The sequence below is a fragment of the Exiguobacterium antarcticum DSM 14480 genome, from assembly GCF_000685865.1.
Taxonomy (GTDB): Bacteria; Bacillota; Bacilli; order Exiguobacteriales; family Exiguobacteriaceae; genus Exiguobacterium_A; species Exiguobacterium_A antarcticum.
On the sequence record NZ_JMKS01000003.1, the window covers coordinates 1,555,001 to 1,571,686 of the forward strand.

At 50.0% G+C, this 16,686-nt stretch carries 13 protein-coding genes, 7 tRNA genes and 2 rRNA genes; all 22 read left to right on the forward strand.

What is annotated here, in order from left to right; all coding sequences use genetic code 11:
• Positions 1-6 precede the first annotated feature (6 nt).
• The 22 genes from P404_RS0108940 (at position 7) to P404_RS0109045 (ending at position 16,670) form a co-directional block, all read left to right on the forward strand.
• Positions 7-2,922, forward strand: a 23S ribosomal RNA gene (locus P404_RS0108940).
• A 49-nt stretch (positions 2,923-2,971) separates the two neighbouring features.
• A 5S ribosomal RNA gene (gene rrf, locus P404_RS0108945) occupies positions 2,972-3,087 on the forward strand.
• A 16-nt stretch (positions 3,088-3,103) separates the two neighbouring features.
• A tRNA-Asn gene (locus tag P404_RS0108950) sits at positions 3,104-3,178 on the forward strand.
• Between the two features lie 2 nt (positions 3,179-3,180).
• Positions 3,181-3,255 (forward strand) — tRNA-Glu (locus P404_RS0108955).
• A gap of 11 nt (positions 3,256-3,266) precedes the next feature.
• A tRNA-Thr gene (locus P404_RS0108960) sits at positions 3,267-3,339 on the forward strand.
• 37 nt (positions 3,340-3,376) lie between these two features.
• A tRNA-Tyr gene (locus tag P404_RS0108965) sits at positions 3,377-3,460 on the forward strand.
• A gap of 4 nt (positions 3,461-3,464) precedes the next feature.
• Positions 3,465-3,537, forward strand: a tRNA-Lys gene (locus P404_RS0108970).
• Between the two features lie 6 nt (positions 3,538-3,543).
• A tRNA-Gly gene (locus P404_RS0108975) sits at positions 3,544-3,615 on the forward strand.
• A gap of 12 nt (positions 3,616-3,627) precedes the next feature.
• Positions 3,628-3,703, forward strand: a tRNA-Ala gene (locus tag P404_RS0108980).
• A gap of 216 nt (positions 3,704-3,919) precedes the next feature.
• Complete coding sequence (gene rocF, locus P404_RS0108985; protein WP_014969176.1) at positions 3,920-4,828, forward strand: arginase; 909 nt, start codon at positions 3,920-3,922, stop codon at positions 4,826-4,828.
• Between the two features lie 127 nt (positions 4,829-4,955).
• Entirely contained in the window at positions 4,956-5,519 is a 564-nt protein-coding gene (sigW, locus tag P404_RS0108990) for an RNA polymerase sigma factor SigW (RefSeq protein WP_014969177.1), read from the forward strand.
• A gap of 16 nt (positions 5,520-5,535) precedes the next feature.
• Positions 5,536-6,150, forward strand: coding sequence for an anti-sigma factor (locus tag P404_RS0108995; RefSeq protein ID WP_014969178.1), 615 nt, complete (start codon positions 5,536-5,538; stop codon positions 6,148-6,150).
• A gap of 80 nt (positions 6,151-6,230) precedes the next feature.
• Positions 6,231-7,091, forward strand: coding sequence for a diadenylate cyclase CdaA (gene cdaA, locus P404_RS0109000; RefSeq protein WP_014969179.1), 861 nt, complete (start codon positions 6,231-6,233; stop codon positions 7,089-7,091).
• Positions 7,091-8,377 (forward strand): CdaR family protein, encoded by a 1,287-nt coding sequence (locus tag P404_RS0109005; protein ID WP_026830529.1) that lies wholly within the window; start codon positions 7,091-7,093, stop codon positions 8,375-8,377. Before cdaA ends, P404_RS0109005 begins: the two co-directional genes overlap by 1 nt.
• A 29-nt stretch (positions 8,378-8,406) precedes the next feature.
• Positions 8,407-9,762: a phosphoglucosamine mutase gene (glmM, locus tag P404_RS0109010; RefSeq protein ID WP_014969181.1), complete on the forward strand. Its 1,356-nt coding sequence runs from the start codon at positions 8,407-8,409 to the stop codon at positions 9,760-9,762.
• Positions 9,763-10,407: 645 nt separating this feature from the next.
• Positions 10,408-12,204 carry a glutamine--fructose-6-phosphate transaminase (isomerizing) gene (gene glmS, locus P404_RS0109015; RefSeq protein ID WP_014969182.1) on the forward strand — a complete coding sequence of 599 codons (1,797 nt, stop codon included), beginning with the start codon at positions 10,408-10,410 and terminating at the stop codon, positions 12,202-12,204.
• A gap of 89 nt (positions 12,205-12,293) precedes the next feature.
• Positions 12,294-12,839 (forward strand): Imm64 family immunity protein, encoded by a 546-nt coding sequence (locus tag P404_RS0109020; protein WP_014969183.1) that lies wholly within the window; start codon positions 12,294-12,296, stop codon positions 12,837-12,839.
• Between the two features lie 4 nt (positions 12,840-12,843).
• Positions 12,844-13,425: a PLC family EF-hand domain-containing protein gene (locus P404_RS0109025; protein ID WP_026830530.1), complete on the forward strand. Its 582-nt coding sequence runs from the start codon at positions 12,844-12,846 to the stop codon at positions 13,423-13,425.
• A 246-nt stretch (positions 13,426-13,671) separates the two neighbouring features.
• Positions 13,672-14,232 carry an isochorismatase family protein gene (locus P404_RS0109030; RefSeq protein WP_026830531.1) on the forward strand — a complete coding sequence of 187 codons (561 nt, stop codon included), beginning with the start codon at positions 13,672-13,674 and terminating at the stop codon, positions 14,230-14,232.
• A 13-nt stretch (positions 14,233-14,245) separates the two neighbouring features.
• Positions 14,246-14,722 carry a GNAT family N-acetyltransferase gene (locus P404_RS0109035; protein WP_026830532.1) on the forward strand — a complete coding sequence of 159 codons (477 nt, stop codon included), beginning with the start codon at positions 14,246-14,248 and terminating at the stop codon, positions 14,720-14,722.
• Positions 14,719-15,615, forward strand: a complete 897-nt coding sequence (locus P404_RS18025) for a phosphotransferase enzyme family protein (protein WP_026830533.1) — start codon at positions 14,719-14,721, stop codon at positions 15,613-15,615. Before P404_RS0109035 ends, P404_RS18025 begins: the two co-directional genes overlap by 4 nt.
• Before the next feature lie 65 nt (positions 15,616-15,680).
• Entirely contained in the window at positions 15,681-16,670 is a 990-nt protein-coding gene (locus tag P404_RS0109045; RefSeq protein ID WP_026830534.1) for an NAD(P)/FAD-dependent oxidoreductase, read from the forward strand.
• Positions 16,671-16,686 lie beyond the last annotated feature (16 nt).

Here is a 16,686-nt window from a genome sequence, read left to right on the forward strand (position 1 = left end):
ATGCTAGATCAAGGTATGAAGGGCGTACGGTGGATGCCTTGGCACTAGGAGCCGATGAAGGACGCGACGAACAGCGATATGCTTCGGGGAGCAGTAAGTATGCTTTGATCCGAGGATTTCCGAATGGGGGAACCCACCATCCGTAATGGGATGGGACATGTTACATGAATACATAGTGTAGCGTGAGGCAGACCCGGGGAACTGAAACATCTAAGTACCCGGAGGAAGAGAAAGCAAATGCGATTCCCTGAGTAGCGGCGAGCGAAACGGGAACAGCCCAAACCGGAGAGCATGCTCTCCGGGGTTGTAGGACACTCTATACGGAGTCAAAAAGGAAGACAGTAGGTGAACGACCTGGAAAGGTCGGCCGAAGAAGGTGACAGCCCTGTAGCTGAAACTGTTTTCCCTCCAGAGTGGATCCTGAGTACGGCGGGACACGTGAAACCCCGTCGGAATCCGGGAGGACCATCTCCCAAGGCTAAATACTCCCTAGTGACCGATAGTGAACCAGTACCGTGAGGGAAAGGTGAAAAGCACCCCGGAAGGGGAGTGAAATAGATCCTGAAACCGTATGCCTACAAGTAGTCAGAGCCCGTTAATGGGTGATGGCGTGCCTTTTGTAGAATGAACCGGCGAGTTACGATAGCGCGCGAGGTTAAGCTGATGAGGCGGAGCCGTAGCGAAAGCGAGTCTGAATAGGGCGCCATAGTGCGTTGTCGTAGACCCGAAACCAGGTGATCTACCCATGTCCAGGATGAAGGTCAGGTAACACTGACTGGAGGTCCGAACCCACGCACGTTGAAAAGTGCGGGGATGAGGTGTGGGTAGCGGTGAAATGCCAATCGAACCTGGAGATAGCTGGTTCTCCCCGAAATAGCTTTAGGGCTAGCCTCGAGGTTGAGAGTTCCGGAGGTAGAGCACTGATTGGACTAGGGGCCCCCACAGGGTTACCGAATTCAGTTAAACTCCGAATGCCGGCAACTTATACTCGGGAGTCAGACTGCGAGTGATAAGATCCGTAGTCAAGAGGGAAACAGCCCAGACCGCCAGCTAAGGTCCCAAAGTGTATGTTAAGTGGAAAAGGATGTGGCGCTGCCTAGACAGCTAGGATGTTGGCTTAGAAGCAGCCACCATTCAAAGAGTGCGTAATAGCTCACTAGTCGAGTGGCGCCGCGCCGAAAATGTAACGGGGCTAAACATACCACCGAAGCTGCGGATTCCGTAAGGAATGGTAGGGGAGCGTTCCAAACCGCTGTGAAGCTGTACCGTAAGGAGCAGTGGAGCGTTTGGAAGTGAGAATGCCGGTGTGAGTAGCGAAAAGAGGGGTGAGAATCCCCTCCGTCGAAAGCCCAAGGTTTCCTGAGGAAGGCTCGTCCGCTCAGGGTTAGTCTGGACCTAAGCCGAGGCCGAAAGGCGTAGGCGATGGATAACAGGTTGATATTCCTGTACCACCGATCCACCGTTTGAACAATGGGGGGACGCAGGAGGATAGTGACGCATGCGGATGGAAGTGCATGTGTAAGTTTCGAGACCGTCTGATTGGCAAATCCGTCAGGCATCAAAGTCGAGGAACGATGCGGAGTCCCGTAGGGACGAAGGTCACGATTTCACACTGCCAAGAAAAGCCTCTAGTGAGGTGGAAGGTGCCAGTACCGTAAACCGACACAGGTAGGCGGGATGAGAATTCTAAGACGCGCGGGATAACTCTCGTTAAGGAACTCGGCAAAATGGTCCCGTAACTTCGGGAGAAGGGACGCTCTACATTGAGTAGAGCCGCAGTGAATAGGCCCAAACGACTGTTTAGCAAAAACACAGGTCTCTGCTAAATCGCAAGATGACGTATAGGGGCTGACGCCTGCCCGGTGCTGGAAGGTTAAGGGGATGGGTTAGCGCAAGCGAAGCTTTGAACCGAAGCCCCAGTAAACGGCGGCCGTAACTATAACGGTCCTAAGGTAGCGAAATTCCTTGTCGGGTAAGTTCCGACCCGCACGAAAGGCGTAACGATTTGGGCACTGTCTCAACGAGAGACCCGGTGAAATCATAGTACCTGTGAAGATGCAGGTTACCCGCGACAGGACGGAAAGACCCCATGGAGCTTTACTACAGCCTGATATTGAGGCTTTGTGCATGATGTACAGGATAGGCGGGAGACGTCGAGACCGGAGCGCCAGCTTCGGAGGAGTCACCCTTGGGATACCGCCCTTCATGCATAGAGTCTCTAACTCGCAGCCGTCATCCGGCTGGAGGACCGTGTCAGGCGGGTAGTTTGACTGGGGCGGTCGCCTCCTAAACAGTAACGGAGGCGCCCAAAGGTTCCCTCAGAATGGTTGGAAATCATTCGTAGAGCGCAAAGGCAGAAGGGAGCTTGACTGCGAGACCTACAAGTCGAGCAGGGACGAAAGTCGGGCTTAGTGATCCGGTGGTTCCGCATGGAAGGGCCATCGCTCAACGGATAAAAGCTACCCTGGGGATAACAGGCTGATCTCCCCCAAGAGTCCACATCGACGGGGAGGTTTGGCACCTCGATGTCGGCTCATCGCATCCTGGGGCTGGAGTAGGTCCCAAGGGTTGGGCTGTTCGCCCATTAAAGCGGTACGCGAGCTGGGTTCAGAACGTCGTGAGACAGTTCGGTCCCTATCCGTCGTGGGCGCAGGAAATTTGAGGAGAGCTGTCCTTAGTACGAGAGGACCGGGATGGACGCACCGCTGGTGTACCAGTTGTTCCGCCAGGAGCATCGCTGGGTAGCTACGTGCGGACGGGATAAATGCTGAAAGCATCTAAGCATGAAGCCCCCTCCAAGATGAGATTTCCCTTTGAGTAATCAAGAAAGACCCCTCAGAGACGATGAGGTAGATAGGTCACGGGTGGAAGCATGGCGACATGCGGAGCTGAGTGATACTAATCGGTCGAGGCCTTGTTCTAGCAGATGATCTTGTTGATGACTTCAGTTTTGAGGGCGCGAGCCCTGTCGTCTGGTGACGATAGCCAAGTGGTCACACCCGTTCCCATGCCGAACACGGAAGTTAAGCACTTGAACGCCGAAAGTAGTTGGGGGCTTCCCCCTGTGAGGATAGGACGTTGCCAGGCCATTTATTTTACTTATTCCGCAATAGCTCAGTGGTAGAGCAACCGGCTGTTAACCGGTAGGTCGTAGGTTCAAATCCTACTTGCGGAGCCAATGGCCCGTTGGTCAAGCGGTTAAGACACCGCCCTTTCACGGCGGTATCACGGGTTCGATTCCCGTACGGGTCACCATTTCTTTTTTTGCCGGTGTAGCTCAGCTGGTAGAGCAACTGACTTGTAATCAGTAGGTCGCGGGTTCGACTCCTGTTGCCGGCACTGTTTTTTTTCAATTGTATAAGTTCCTAGACAAACTGGGGGGGTAGCGAAGTGGCTAAACGCGGCGGACTGTAAATCCGCTCCCTCGGGTTCGGCGGTTCGAATCCGCCCCCCCCCACCATGTCGAGCCATTAGCTCAGTTGGTAGAGCATCTGACTTTTAATCAGAGGGTCGCAGGTTCGAATCCTGCATGGCTCATATTTTGCGGAAGTAGTTCAGTGGTAGAATACGACCTTGCCAAGGTCGGGGTCGCGGGTTCGAATCCCGTCTTCCGCTTTTTGTTTTTGAGGGGCCTTAGCTCAGCTGGGAGAGCGCCTGCCTTGCACGCAGGAGGTCAGCGGTTCGATCCCGCTAGGCTCCACCAATTTTGCTTAAAGATCTTAAGCGAGTTTCGTTCGTCTTAAGTTTTTTTATACTTGAAATGCCTGCACTTAAAGTACGTACGCGAAAGCACTGTGAGTTTACTCACGGTGCTTTTTTGTTGGGGTTCTGTATAATCATGCGTCATCATGTCGAGTTGAACCACTTGGTTGTTACCGCTTACAATTGAGATAACTTACTGAGTAAAGGGGAATACGTGATGAACATTGCATATATCAGCGTACCGTATCGTTATGGTCAAGGAAAACCGGGGACGGAACAAGGACCGGCTGCTGTCGAACAAGCGGGGTTATTTGAGACACTGGCAGTACACGGTCAAGAAGCGGTCCGCTACGGGGAAGCGGCTGTCTTGTCAGAGGATGCAGTCCGGGAAGAAGATCCGCAACTGAAACGCCTAGAAGGTGTTGTCCATACGACAAACGATTTACATTTAATCGTTCGTGATACGCTGACGGAGCAACGTTTTCCATTACTTGTCGGTGGCGATCACAGCATGGCGATCGGAACGATTGCCGGGCTCCAACAAGTCGTGCCACGTCTTGGAGTCATCTGGTTTGATGCGCATGGTGATTTAAACACACCCGATACGTCACCATCAGGTAACATTCACGGGATGCCGCTTGCCGTCGCATTAGGGGAAGGGCATCAACGTTTAACGGAGATTGGTGGCAGTGACGTCAAACTACAACCGGAACACCTTGTGTTCATCGGCTTACGGGATGTCGATGCAGGGGAACAGGAATTGATTGATCGTCTTGGGATCCGCGTCTACGATATGGAAGCGATTCGGACACGGGGAATGGATACGATCATGGAAGAAGCGATCGCCTATCTGAAAGAGACGACGGATGCCTTTTATCTCAGCTTCGACATGGACGGCCTCGATCCGAGTCTGGTCGAAGGGACAGGGACGCGTGTCGCAGACGGAATCCTACTGGATGACGCGAAAACGGTCTTACGTCATTGTGCGGAACAAGAGGACTTCATCGCAGCTGAATTCGTCGAAGTTAATCCGTTGTTGGAAGAAGGAAACGGGACGGCACTCCTTGCCAACGAATTGATTGGAAACTTACTCCAGTATATGCGGAACCACCGTTTAGTAAAATAATGGATGGAACTTGAACTCTTTTCGTCAGAGTTCAAGTTTTTTTTGTTACAATTCAAATTGAGATGAAACATTATGTAGGTCGACTCCGTATAAGAGATTGACCGCATAGAGCGGGGGGTATTTGAAAGTGGAAGAAACAACACTACGTTTGATTGAACGGGTGAAGCAGGGAGACCGTGACGCATTTGCGGCACTTGTTGATCTATATAAAGAAGGTGCTTTTCTAGTTGCATTCCGCGTCCTGCGTGACCGGATGGAAGCAGAAGATGCGACACAGGAAGCCTTTATTCGGGTATTCACGAAAATTGACTCTTACAATGCCCAATGGAAGTTCCGGACGTGGTTGTACCGAATCGTGACGAATGTCTCGATTGATCGACTTCGAAAAAAACGTCCCGACTATTCGCTTGATGCTGAAATGTCAGGAACAGAAGGACTGACTTTGTACTCCCAGTTAGAAAGTAAGGACCAGCTCCCCGAAGATCAAGTGATTGATTCTGAACAACGGCAAGACGTTGGGGAAGCGATTGCCGGTTTACCGGAAAAATACCGGATTCCGCTTGTCTTGAAATACATTGAAGATTTATCGCTCAAAGAAATCAGCGAACTGATTGATTTACCTGTTGCTACTGTCAAAACTAGAATTCATCGTGGACGGGAAGCATTGAAAAAGCATTTTGGGAAACGATGAGAAGGAGGCACTCACCATGACACGAGAAAAAGTGTACGAACGGATACAGGATTATTTAGATCAGAATCAACCCCCAGAAGACTTCAAACGACTTGAAGCGGAGTTACGGGAAGCGGATGCGATGAACGAGTTCGAAGAGTATCGGCTCCTCGATGCAGAGTTACGCACGCTTCCAGCACCCAAGCTTTCGGCGGACTTTACATCCCGCGTGCTGGCACAATTGCCCGAACAGGTGGAACATCCGAATGTAACTCCGCTTCGCTCATCATCTCGCTTCGGCGGCAAGATGAAACAGTATCCGTTACTGGCTGCAGCGTCTGTCTTCATGCTGTTATCCGTCGGCAGTCTCGGTGGATACTTGACGCAAGAAGAACAGGACTTGTCCTATACGAACGTCCCTGGAATCGTCGCTGAAAATGGCGAGGTCGTCGTACCGGAAGGGGTCACGGTCGACCAAGACCTTTACGTCGAAGGTGGAAACGTCCGCATCGAAGGGAAAGTCAACGGGAACGTGACGACGGTAGACGGGAAAGCCTACACAGCAAGCGCCGGAAACGTCACGGGCGAGATCAAGCAGATCGATCAGCTGTTTGAACGCGTCTGGTACGGAATTAAACGAATCTTTGAATGAATCAGGTGGGACGAGTCTAACTCGTCCCTTTGTGCTATAATGAAAGCTGTTTAAATCAGATGAGATAGGGGGCACGGTTGGTGAATTACTTCAACTGGCAACCACTTCAATTTCAATTGTTGAAACTGGGAGAAAACGTACATTGGTACGATTATATTAATGATGTGATCGATATCGCGGTCGTGACATTCGTCATTTACCGTTTGATGATCATTGTCAAAGGAACAAAAGCAGTCCAATTGATCAAAGGGATTTCTGTCATTTTGATCAGCTGGTTCTTAAGCGGATTCTTCGGACTGAAGACGTTACAATTTCTGCTGAACCAAATCATTACGTACGGCCTGCTCGGAATCATCATCATCTTCCAGCCGGAGTTACGCCGGGGACTCGAACACCTCGGACGGACGAGCAAATTTTTCTCGCGCAGCGCCATCAGTGATGAAGACGAGCAAGTCCGGATCGTCGACGCGTTAGTCACGTCGGCTCAGTACATGTCAAAACGTCGAATCGGGGCACTGGTCACGATCGAGCGGGAGACGGGGCTCAGTGAATATGTCGAAACGGGCATTCCGCTTGGTTCACAAATCACGAGTCAGTTGCTGATCAACCTGTTCATCCCGAACACACCACTCCATGACGGAGCGGTCATCGTCCAACAAGGGAAACTCGCAGCAGCAGCTTGCTACTTGCCGCTTTCTGAGAGTGCACATATCTCAAAGGATCTTGGGACACGCCACCGGGCAGCAATCGGTGTCAGTGAAGTGACGGACAGTGTCACACTGGTCGTGTCGGAAGAAACAGGTGGTGTCTCACTTGCGATCAATGGTCGTCTTTACCGAGAGCTGGATGAAGAATCCCTCCGAACGAAGCTGCTTGAGACGATCGTCAAAGTCGAACCGACGAATACTTCCTTCTTGAACTGGATGGGGGCGAAAAAATAATGTTCGAAAAATGGTTCAATGAACGCTGGTTCCTTCGAATCGTTGCCGTCTTGCTCGCCATCATGCTGTATTTGATGGTGGCTGGGTCGAATTCGACCGGAAAAAGTGATGCCGCCAGTCTGTTACCGATTGCCGGTCAAGGATCAGCAAAGTTTGACGTACCGGTGACCGTCAATTATGATGAAACGCAGTGGGTCGCCTATAATATTCCAGAAACGATTGAAACGACGGTCAAAGGACCGTCCAGCAGCTTAACGATGTTACGGCTCGTCAAAGACTTTGGTCTATCGATTGATTTGACGGGACTTGATCCCGGGTATCATCGTGTCCGCTTAGCGGCGAATGGATTTGGCAAGGACGTCGAAGTGACCCCAAAACAAGAAACGATCGAAGTTTTCCTTGATAAAAAAGTCACAAAAGAAGTCCCGGTCCAAGTCGCACTCTTAAATAAAAACAAGATTGCCGAAGGATATGTCGTCGGCGAAGCACAGCCGACGCGGCAAACGGTGTCTGTGACGGGCGGGGCAGAAAAACTTCAAGCCATCACGGCGATTCAAGTTCCGATTGACGTGACGGGACGAGCGGAGACCTTTACGGAATCGTTTAACGTCAAAGCGACGGATGCGAACGGAAATACGATCAGCGCGACCTATGACCCAGAACAACTGGATGTCACGGTGCCGGTCTATAAAGAAAGCAAAACCGTTCCGATCAATGTCGAGACGACAGATGCGGTCAAAAAGGGTTATAAAGTCGTCAAAATCGTTCCTGTCATCACGGAAGCGCGGTTATACGGAACAAAAGAGGAGTTATCCCGGATTGGTTCCGTCAATACGGAAGCAGTCTCCTTAAAAGGTTTAACGAAGACGGTGGATCGGACGGTCAAACTGGTCGAACCGGATAACGTGACAGCGATGGAACCAACATCGATCACGGTCAGCATCGTCGTCGAAAAGGAAAATGCCAAAGCGACGACGGAAACAGTCGAAGATCGGGCCGAAAAAACGATTTCCGGTATTCCGGTCACGCTGAACGGATTTGACGAGGCGAAGTATACGATTGACTATGAACAGACGATTGATCTTGTCGTCCGTGGCAGTGAAGCGGATCTTGCGTCGATTGATGCAACGGATATCAAAGCGGTCATCGATGTGACCGGTTTAAAAGAAGGAACACACGGATTACCGATTTCGTACCAGACGTCGAAAGCCTTTGACGTCTTGCGTCCGGATAATATGGATATCACACTAAAAGCGATTCCCCGGACATCGGTCCAAACCAATTAAATCAACTTTGTGAAATGAGGAAATAGAACATGGGTAAGTATTTTGGAACTGACGGCGTCCGCGGCGTCGCAAACGTAGAATTGACACCTGAACTGGCATATCGTCTTGGTCGGATAGGTGGATATGTCTTAACGAAACACGAAAGTACACGTCCGAAAGTTTTGATCGGTCGCGATACACGTGTCTCTGGACAAATGCTTGAGAGCGCGTTGATCGCAGGGCTCCTATCGATCGGAGCAGAAGTCATGCGTCTTGGTGTCATCTCGACACCCGGCGTCGCCTACTTGACGAAAACAATGGATGCGACTGCAGGCGTCATGATTTCCGCGTCACACAACCCGGTTGAAGACAACGGAATCAAGTTCTTCGGGTCAGACGGCTTTAAGCTTGATGACGCAACAGAACTTGAAATCGAAGGTTTACTGGATGAAGTGGAAGATACGTTACCACGTCCGTCAGGCAAAGAACTTGGATTCGTTCATGACTACTATGAAGGGGCACAAAAGTACCTTCATATGTTACGTCAGACATCGGATGAAGATTTCTCAGGCATCCATGTCGCAATCGACGGAGCGCACGGAGCGACTTCAAGTCTTGCGCCACGTCTGTTCGGTGACTTGGAAGCGGAAGTCTCGACGATCGGTACGACACCAAACGGTCTCAACATCAATGAAGGTGTTGGTTCGACGCATCCGGAACACTTGGCGGCATTCGTCCTTGAAAAAGGTGCTCACGTTGGTCTGTCGTTTGACGGCGACGGTGACCGTTTGATTGCAATCGATGAGAACGGTGAAATCGTCGATGGCGATAAAATCATGTTCATCTGTGGAAAATACCTCAACGAAATCGGTCGTTTGAAAGACAATACGATCGTCGCGACGGTCATGAGTAACCTTGGTTTCCACAAAACAGTTGAAGCCCACGGTATGACAGCATTACAAACAGCGGTCGGTGACCGCTACGTCGTCGAAGAAATGCGTAAAAACAACTATACACTCGGTGGCGAACAGTCAGGGCACATCATCTTCATGGATTATTCGACGACAGGAGACGGCATGCTTTCAGGCGTCCAACTTCTGCAAATCATGAAGGCGACGGGCAAGAAATTGTCGGAACTGGCAGCCGAGATGCCGGTCTTCCCGCAACGTCTCGTCAACATCCGCGTGTCGGATAAAAATGGTGCGATGAACGGTCCAGCCGTTCAAGCGATCATTGCGGAAGTCGAGTCGGAAATGGCCGGCAACGGTCGGATTCTCGTCCGTGCGTCCGGAACAGAACCACTTGTCCGTGTCATGGCGGAAGCACCTTCGCAAGAAGCGTGTGACATGTATGTCGAACGGATTGCGAACGTCGTCCGTGAAAACTACGCGTTACAAGAAAACTGAGTGAATCGGAGGGGCGGATGAATAATCCGCTCCTTTTTTTGTTGGACGGATTGTCAGAGGGACTATGACAGCTTTCAAACTGACTCTGTCAAAATGCTTTTTTTCACGCGCTTTTCTCAGGCGGAACGCAAGCTAGCTGTCGTCTTTGACAACCGGGTCTTGCCTGTTCCTGGCGGAAGCGGAGCTTCCTCTTCCTGTAGAAGTCGCATGAAAAATGCATTTCTGTGTCACATGATAAAAAAGCATCATCAAACAGACAAAAGACAAAAAAGCAGAGCAAAAATAAAAAAAGAGTTTTTTACAAAATCTAGGTATTAGAGGTATCGTTTAGAAAAATATCGGGAATAGTTACAAATACGTTACCTTTCTTGCTTTTTCCAAATAAAGTTCGTATGATTGTAAAGTCGGACAGAAACGGGGTCAGACAGAATCAAAAAGCGCCAGGGCTGTCTATGTGATAGGCAGCTGACGAGGTGGGGGTTTATCGAATCATTCGGCGGATGCCTCCCGGTACCATGTCAGTACCGAAAAACTCATCTGAAATCGTTTAAGTGATTAGACGGACAAACAGATGTGTCATGACAACTCTCGACAAGAGCCGTTTCCTCTTCAGGGAAATACTTGTAAATGGGAGAGAAAAACATTATGTGCGGTATCGTAGGTATGATCGGACAGGTTAACACAAAAGAAATTTTATTAAAGGGACTCGAAAAACTCGAGTACCGTGGTTATGATTCGGCTGGTCTTGCGTTCGTCAACGACGGCGTTCAAGTCCATAAAGAAGTTGGCCGCATCGCCGCGCTACGCGCAGTCGTTCCTGCAGAAGCAGATGGTCTCGTTGGGATTGGTCACACACGTTGGGCGACACATGGTGTCCCAAGCGTACCGAATGCCCATCCACACCAAAGTGCGTCATCACGTTTCACACTCGTGCATAACGGTGTCATCGAAAACGATGAGCAGTTAAAAGCAGAACTCAATGTCGATCTCCTCAGCGACACGGATACAGAAGTCATCGTTCAGATGATCGAAAAGAACTTTGAAACAACAGGTGACGTGACGGAAGCATTCCGCCAAACACTTCGTGTCCTTCACGGTTCATATGCACTTGCATTAATCGATGCTGAAAACCCGGATGTTTTGTATGTCGCAAAAAATAAATCACCACTTCTCGTGGGTCTTGGTGACGGTACGTTCAACGTTGTCGCGTCTGACGCGATGGCCATGCTTCAAGTAACGGATCAGTTCGTTGAGTTGCATGACGGCGAAATGATCATCTTGACGCGTGACAGTGTCACGATCCAGGATTTAGACGGAAACGTCAAAGAGCGTGACGCGTATACAGCGGAAATCGATGCATCAGATATCGAAAAAGGCACATACGCACACTATATGCTTAAAGAAATGGATGAGCAGCCGGCAGTTATCCGGAACATCGTTCAAAAATACCAAAACGAGTCAGGCGAAATCACACTCGATCAGTCAGTCCGTGATTTAGTCCTTGGACGTGATCGTGTCTACATCATCGGTTGCGGAACAAGCTACCACGCGGGATTGATCGGAAAACAATTGATCGAACAAATCGCGGGTATCCCGACAGAAGTCCACATCTCGTCTGAGTTCGGCTACAACATGCCGCTTTTGACGGAGAAACCATTGTTCCTCTTCCTGTCACAATCAGGTGAAACAGCGGACAGCCGTGCGGTTCTCGTCGAAGCGAAAAAACTCGGTCACCCGGCACTCACCATCACAAACGTTGCAGGTTCTACCCTGTCACGTGAAGCAAACGCAACGCTCTTGTTGCATGCAGGTCCTGAAATCGCGGTTGCCTCAACAAAAGCGTACACAGCACAAATCGCTGTTCTCGCAGTCCTTGCGTTTGACCTCGCTCAAGCAAAAGGTGTCGCCGTCAACTTCGATCTTATGAAAGAACTCGGCAAGATCTCAAGTGCGATGGAATCCGTCATGTCACAAAAAGAACGGTTCCAGGAAATCGCTACAGAATACTTGTCTGAATCACGCAATGCCTTCTTCATCGGTCGTGGTCAAGATGCGTATGTCGGAATGGAAGGGGCGCTCAAGCTCAAAGAAATTTCGTATATCCAAGCAGAAGGTTACGCCGGCGGCGAATTGAAACACGGTCCAATCGCTTTGATCGAAGACAACACACCGGTCATCGCCCTCGTGACACAACCACACGTTCACCTCAACAACCGAGGTAACGTCAAGGAAGTCGTCGCACGTGGCGCTAACGCGTGTGTCATCGCAGCGGAAGGTCTCGAATTGCCGACGGATGCGTTCGTCATCCCAGCAGTCGAGCCGCTCTTGTCACCACTCTTGTCTGTCTTACCGCTTCAGTTGATCTCATACTATGCGGCACTTGGCCGTGATTGCGACGTCGACAAGCCACGTAACTTGGCGAAATCGGTAACAGTCGAATAATTGACTCATCCTATACCCTTTCAGATGAAACCATCTGGAAGGGTGTTTTTATATGCCGGAACGTATTTGAAAAGGGAAGGGGACATCCTATGATCAATATCGGATTGGTCTATGACGAAACGAACAAAATCGACAAGGAACTGGGGCGACTCCTTCACTATCTTGAAAAGCAAGGTGCGTGGGTGCTCGACGCATGCGTTTCTTTGGACGAAGACGGGGAGAAGTGGGTGGGAAACAATCAGAAAGAACTGGACTATGCGCTGCTCACCCGTTATTACTACGGAGAAGTTTCCGTCTGTCTCAAAGTTTGTCATGGAATGAAAGAGATTCCGATTCAGATTAGTATTCAAAAAGAACAGCAGTTTTTTGGATTTGTTCTGTCTTTTGACGAGATACGTTTTGAAGAAGTAGGAATCGATCGACTAGAAGACATCGCGATTCAGTTCATGCGACAGCTAACCAATGTGACTCATTTTCAATATGCTTTTTGTGATTACGATAGCGAAATCGAACTGCATCCAAAACAAAAGAAACAAATAGACAGCGGATACGCCATCGTCTATTGGCATGGAGAAGAAGTGATGAAAAACAGTTGGAAAATTGATGGACTGACAGCGCGAGGAAAGGAGGAATGAGCAGATGAATAGAAAATGGAACTGGGTCCAAGCCTTTCCGCAGTCCTGCGCGGTCGATGTACGGCTCGTGACACGTCTTTTGCCACGCCGATTATTCAGAACAACGACTTCTGGAACGATTGAGATCGCATGTGGGGAAGAACGGTTGATTCTTCCGTCCCGTGTGTACTTCGAGGAAGTACCAGAGGAAAAAATCCAAGCATTAACGAAACGACAACGGTGGTTGCTGTATTGTTTGTACACGCGCCATCATGATGGGTATATCCGTGAAAAATACGTGCGACGGCTGGAAGCAGAGCAGGCGGATGCGGACTGGGTGCTGCCCTATCTGATTGAATTGACCGGAGAATACGTCTACGAGATTCTCGAGAGGATTGAACCGATGTTACATGACTGGTCAGAGATGCAACTGTCTTCCTTTGTTCAAACCGATGATGTCTATATGGCACGCATCGAGCAGCGGATTATCAGTTACTGGAACTTACATCAGCGGACAGCCTATCCGATTTTGTGGGATTCCTCGTATGTAGGGTTCCGAATCGGAGAATATTATCGGTTGAAACGTCGTCCGGGAGTTCGTTCTTGAAGAATATGTTTGATTTTAGGCTAAAGTAAATCACCAGCACAAAAAAACCGTACTTCCGATAGAGGGAGTACGGTTTTTTGGGTTAGACCTTGCAACAATTCCAGACATAACATCCTTCCTATCGTTTTACTTAAGGCATCAGACAGTCGAAAAGTTTCAGGAAGGATTGAATTCGCTCACAAAAACAGGATTTTCCAGGGGTAAAAGGAAAAGAGTATCAAAGAAACTAAAAGGAGGTACATTACGATGCGACAAGCGGTACTCATCATCGATTTTCAAAACGATCTCGTCGAAGGTACACCCGAAGAATCCGGTGTGCATGCGAAGGAAAACGTCATCGAGGTCATCAATCAGGTCGTGCAAGAAGCACACAACGATCATCATGCCATTGTCTTTATTCGGGATCTCGATGTCGCGAACGGACAAGGAGCTGGTTTTTTGGTCCATCCGTCGATTCAAATCCCGAATCATGCCGTCACGTTCGATAAAGCCGCAACCAACTCGTTCCATGGGACCCCGTTGCTCGGTTATCTGAAAGAGCAACAAATTGAACATGTGGTCATCCTTGGCTGCAAGACGGAACACTGTATCGACACGGCTGTCCGCAGTGCAACGGTCAACGGTTTTGATGTGACACTTGTCGCCGACGGACATACGACAAACGGATCCGTTGTTTTATCGGCAGAGCAGATGATTGCCCATCATAACCAGGTCTTGCATGGTCATTACAATGTCGAACATTTTGCGATGGTCCGTCCTTCAACGGAGAAGTTGTTTGAACCGATCCACGATCAATATAGAATGTAAAAGGAGTGAAGTCATGATTGAACTGCGAAAGATGGACGAAGCGGATTATCCCGCCTATGCGACACTCGTCATGGATGAGCGGGTCATGCGGACGGAACACGCCTTAACGGAAAGCGAAGCGAAACGACGGTTTGCGTCAATCATCGAACGACAACGGCATGATCGTCTCGGAACGTATGTGGTCTATCAGGACGAAACATGGATCGGCATCGGTCATGTCACACGTAGCGTACGACAACCGTTTGAAGCAGAACTCGGGTATATGTTATTACCGGAACAATGGGGCAATGGGTATGGATCATTGCTCGCCTCACGATTGCTCGAACTGGCAACGGAACATGAATTGACCGTCGTCACGGCAACGATTGATCCAAATCACCTGGCGTCACGAAAGATATTAACGAATCTTGGATTCCACTCGACGTATGTGGGACCAATTGACGGGTTGCCCGGCGAAATTCTCGAAAAACGATTGGGGGATCCGGTATGACCCGGGAAGAATGGATCCAATGGTTTGACCTCGATGTTGCAGACAGTTTTCCCGTCACCGATTCCTACAGTTCAGACGTCGACCGGCTGTTACTGCGCGACGGACGGACCGTGTTTTTAAAGCGACCTTATACTGCCGACAAATGGTATCGGGAACACGGTTGGTTGACGTATTTAGCCAATCGAGTCGCTGTGCCGAAGATTCTCATGGAGGCGCGACCGACCAGACAGACGACGGGTGCATTTGTGCTGGAAGCATTAAATGGTGCGACAATCGAGACAGTGACACCGGCACTGGCAATACAAATCGGACGGTTGCACGCAACACTCCACAATTGTACACGCGATGCCTACGGCGATTTTAGCGAGGATGGATTTACAGCGTTTCCTTCGCAGGACTGGCATGTTTTTCGGAACGCGAAATTGACCTCGTTCCAACCGGCCATCCAACACGTTTTATCACCCGCTCTGTATCACGCCGCCTTTACGGAATTAGAGCGGCGTGAACGTGAGTTACCAACTCCGTCAGACTCCGTTGCCGTTCATCTGGATTTTCGACTCGGCAATCTGCTCGCAGACGGCGAGTCATTGACGGGGATGATTGACTTCGAGACAGCACGTTTCGGGGCGACGGAAATCGACTTCACGAAACTCGATCGGGATGTGTTCCAAGGGGGAAGAGCCTTGCTTGATGCCTATCAAGACGGATACGGACAGGTCCGGACACCGGAACCAATCGAAGTCTATTTGCCGTACTACCGTCTCTTTGAAGCACTGACGGGAATCGGCTGGTGTGTTAAGCGCGGACTGGAACACCATCAACAGTTTTTTAACAATAACCATGCCCGCTTACTGGTAGAGTTGGAACGGACGAGCATATTCGAAGAACGTTAAAAGACGTTGTTTGACCGGCAAACCGTTATACTTGGAAAAATGAAGCAAGTAGAGGGGGAAGTTGGATGGAACAACAAAAACGGATTGGGATTATTGGTGGCGGACTCGCCGGGATTTTTGCGGCACGTCAACTGTTGGCGGAAGGATATGCGGTCGAGGTCATCGAAAAAAGCCAGAGTGTCGGGGGACGGATGGCGACGAGACGGATTAATCAAGGGACAGCGGACCATGGCGCCGTCTTCTTTACGGTCCGGACGGACGAACTCGCGCAAGAAGTCGACGAATGGCTCGAAAAAGGATGGATCCGGAAGTGGTTCGGCGATGATTTTCCACGCTATATCGCAGTCAACGGGATGAATCAGCTCGTTCAATCGATTGCCAACGGGATTCCGGTCTACTTGAACGAACAAGTCGAACAAATCATATCGGATGAGCCCGGTCTTCAGACCATCTCGTCTGAACAAACACGGACATATGATGCGATTCTCGTAACGGCACCCGTTCCGCAAGCCTATGATTTATTTAAGGCATCACCACTGACGCTCGTTGAGACCGATCACGCCCGTCTCGAAAAAGTGACGTTTGAGCCGACTTTCGTGGGGCTGTTTGAGCTTCAAGAGGCATTCGACATTGGCGAATTTGGTCTACTCGACGAGGGTCTCGTATCCGGAATGTTGAAAATCGTCAACAATGCGCAAAAAGAAGTCTCAACCACCCCACTCCTGAGCGTCTATATGACAGGTGATTGGAGTGAAGCCTGGTATGACAAAGGGGAAGACAAGACGCTTACGGAAATCGAACAGTTACTGCAGAAGCAACTTGGACCAGTCAAAATAATTTCAAAACAGCTGAAACGTTGGCGGTATGCACAGGCGCGGGACGTTTTCCATACCCCTTATCTGAAGCTCGATCGGCACCCTGTTTGGCTCGCGGGAGATGCCTTCCTTGACCCGCAAGATACGTCCGGAAGGACACGGGTCGAGAGTGCCGTCATCTCTGGTCTGCGTGTCGCAGCAGCGCTCGATACCCATTTTAAACAATTGACGAACGTTTAGCCCCAGCGATTATGAT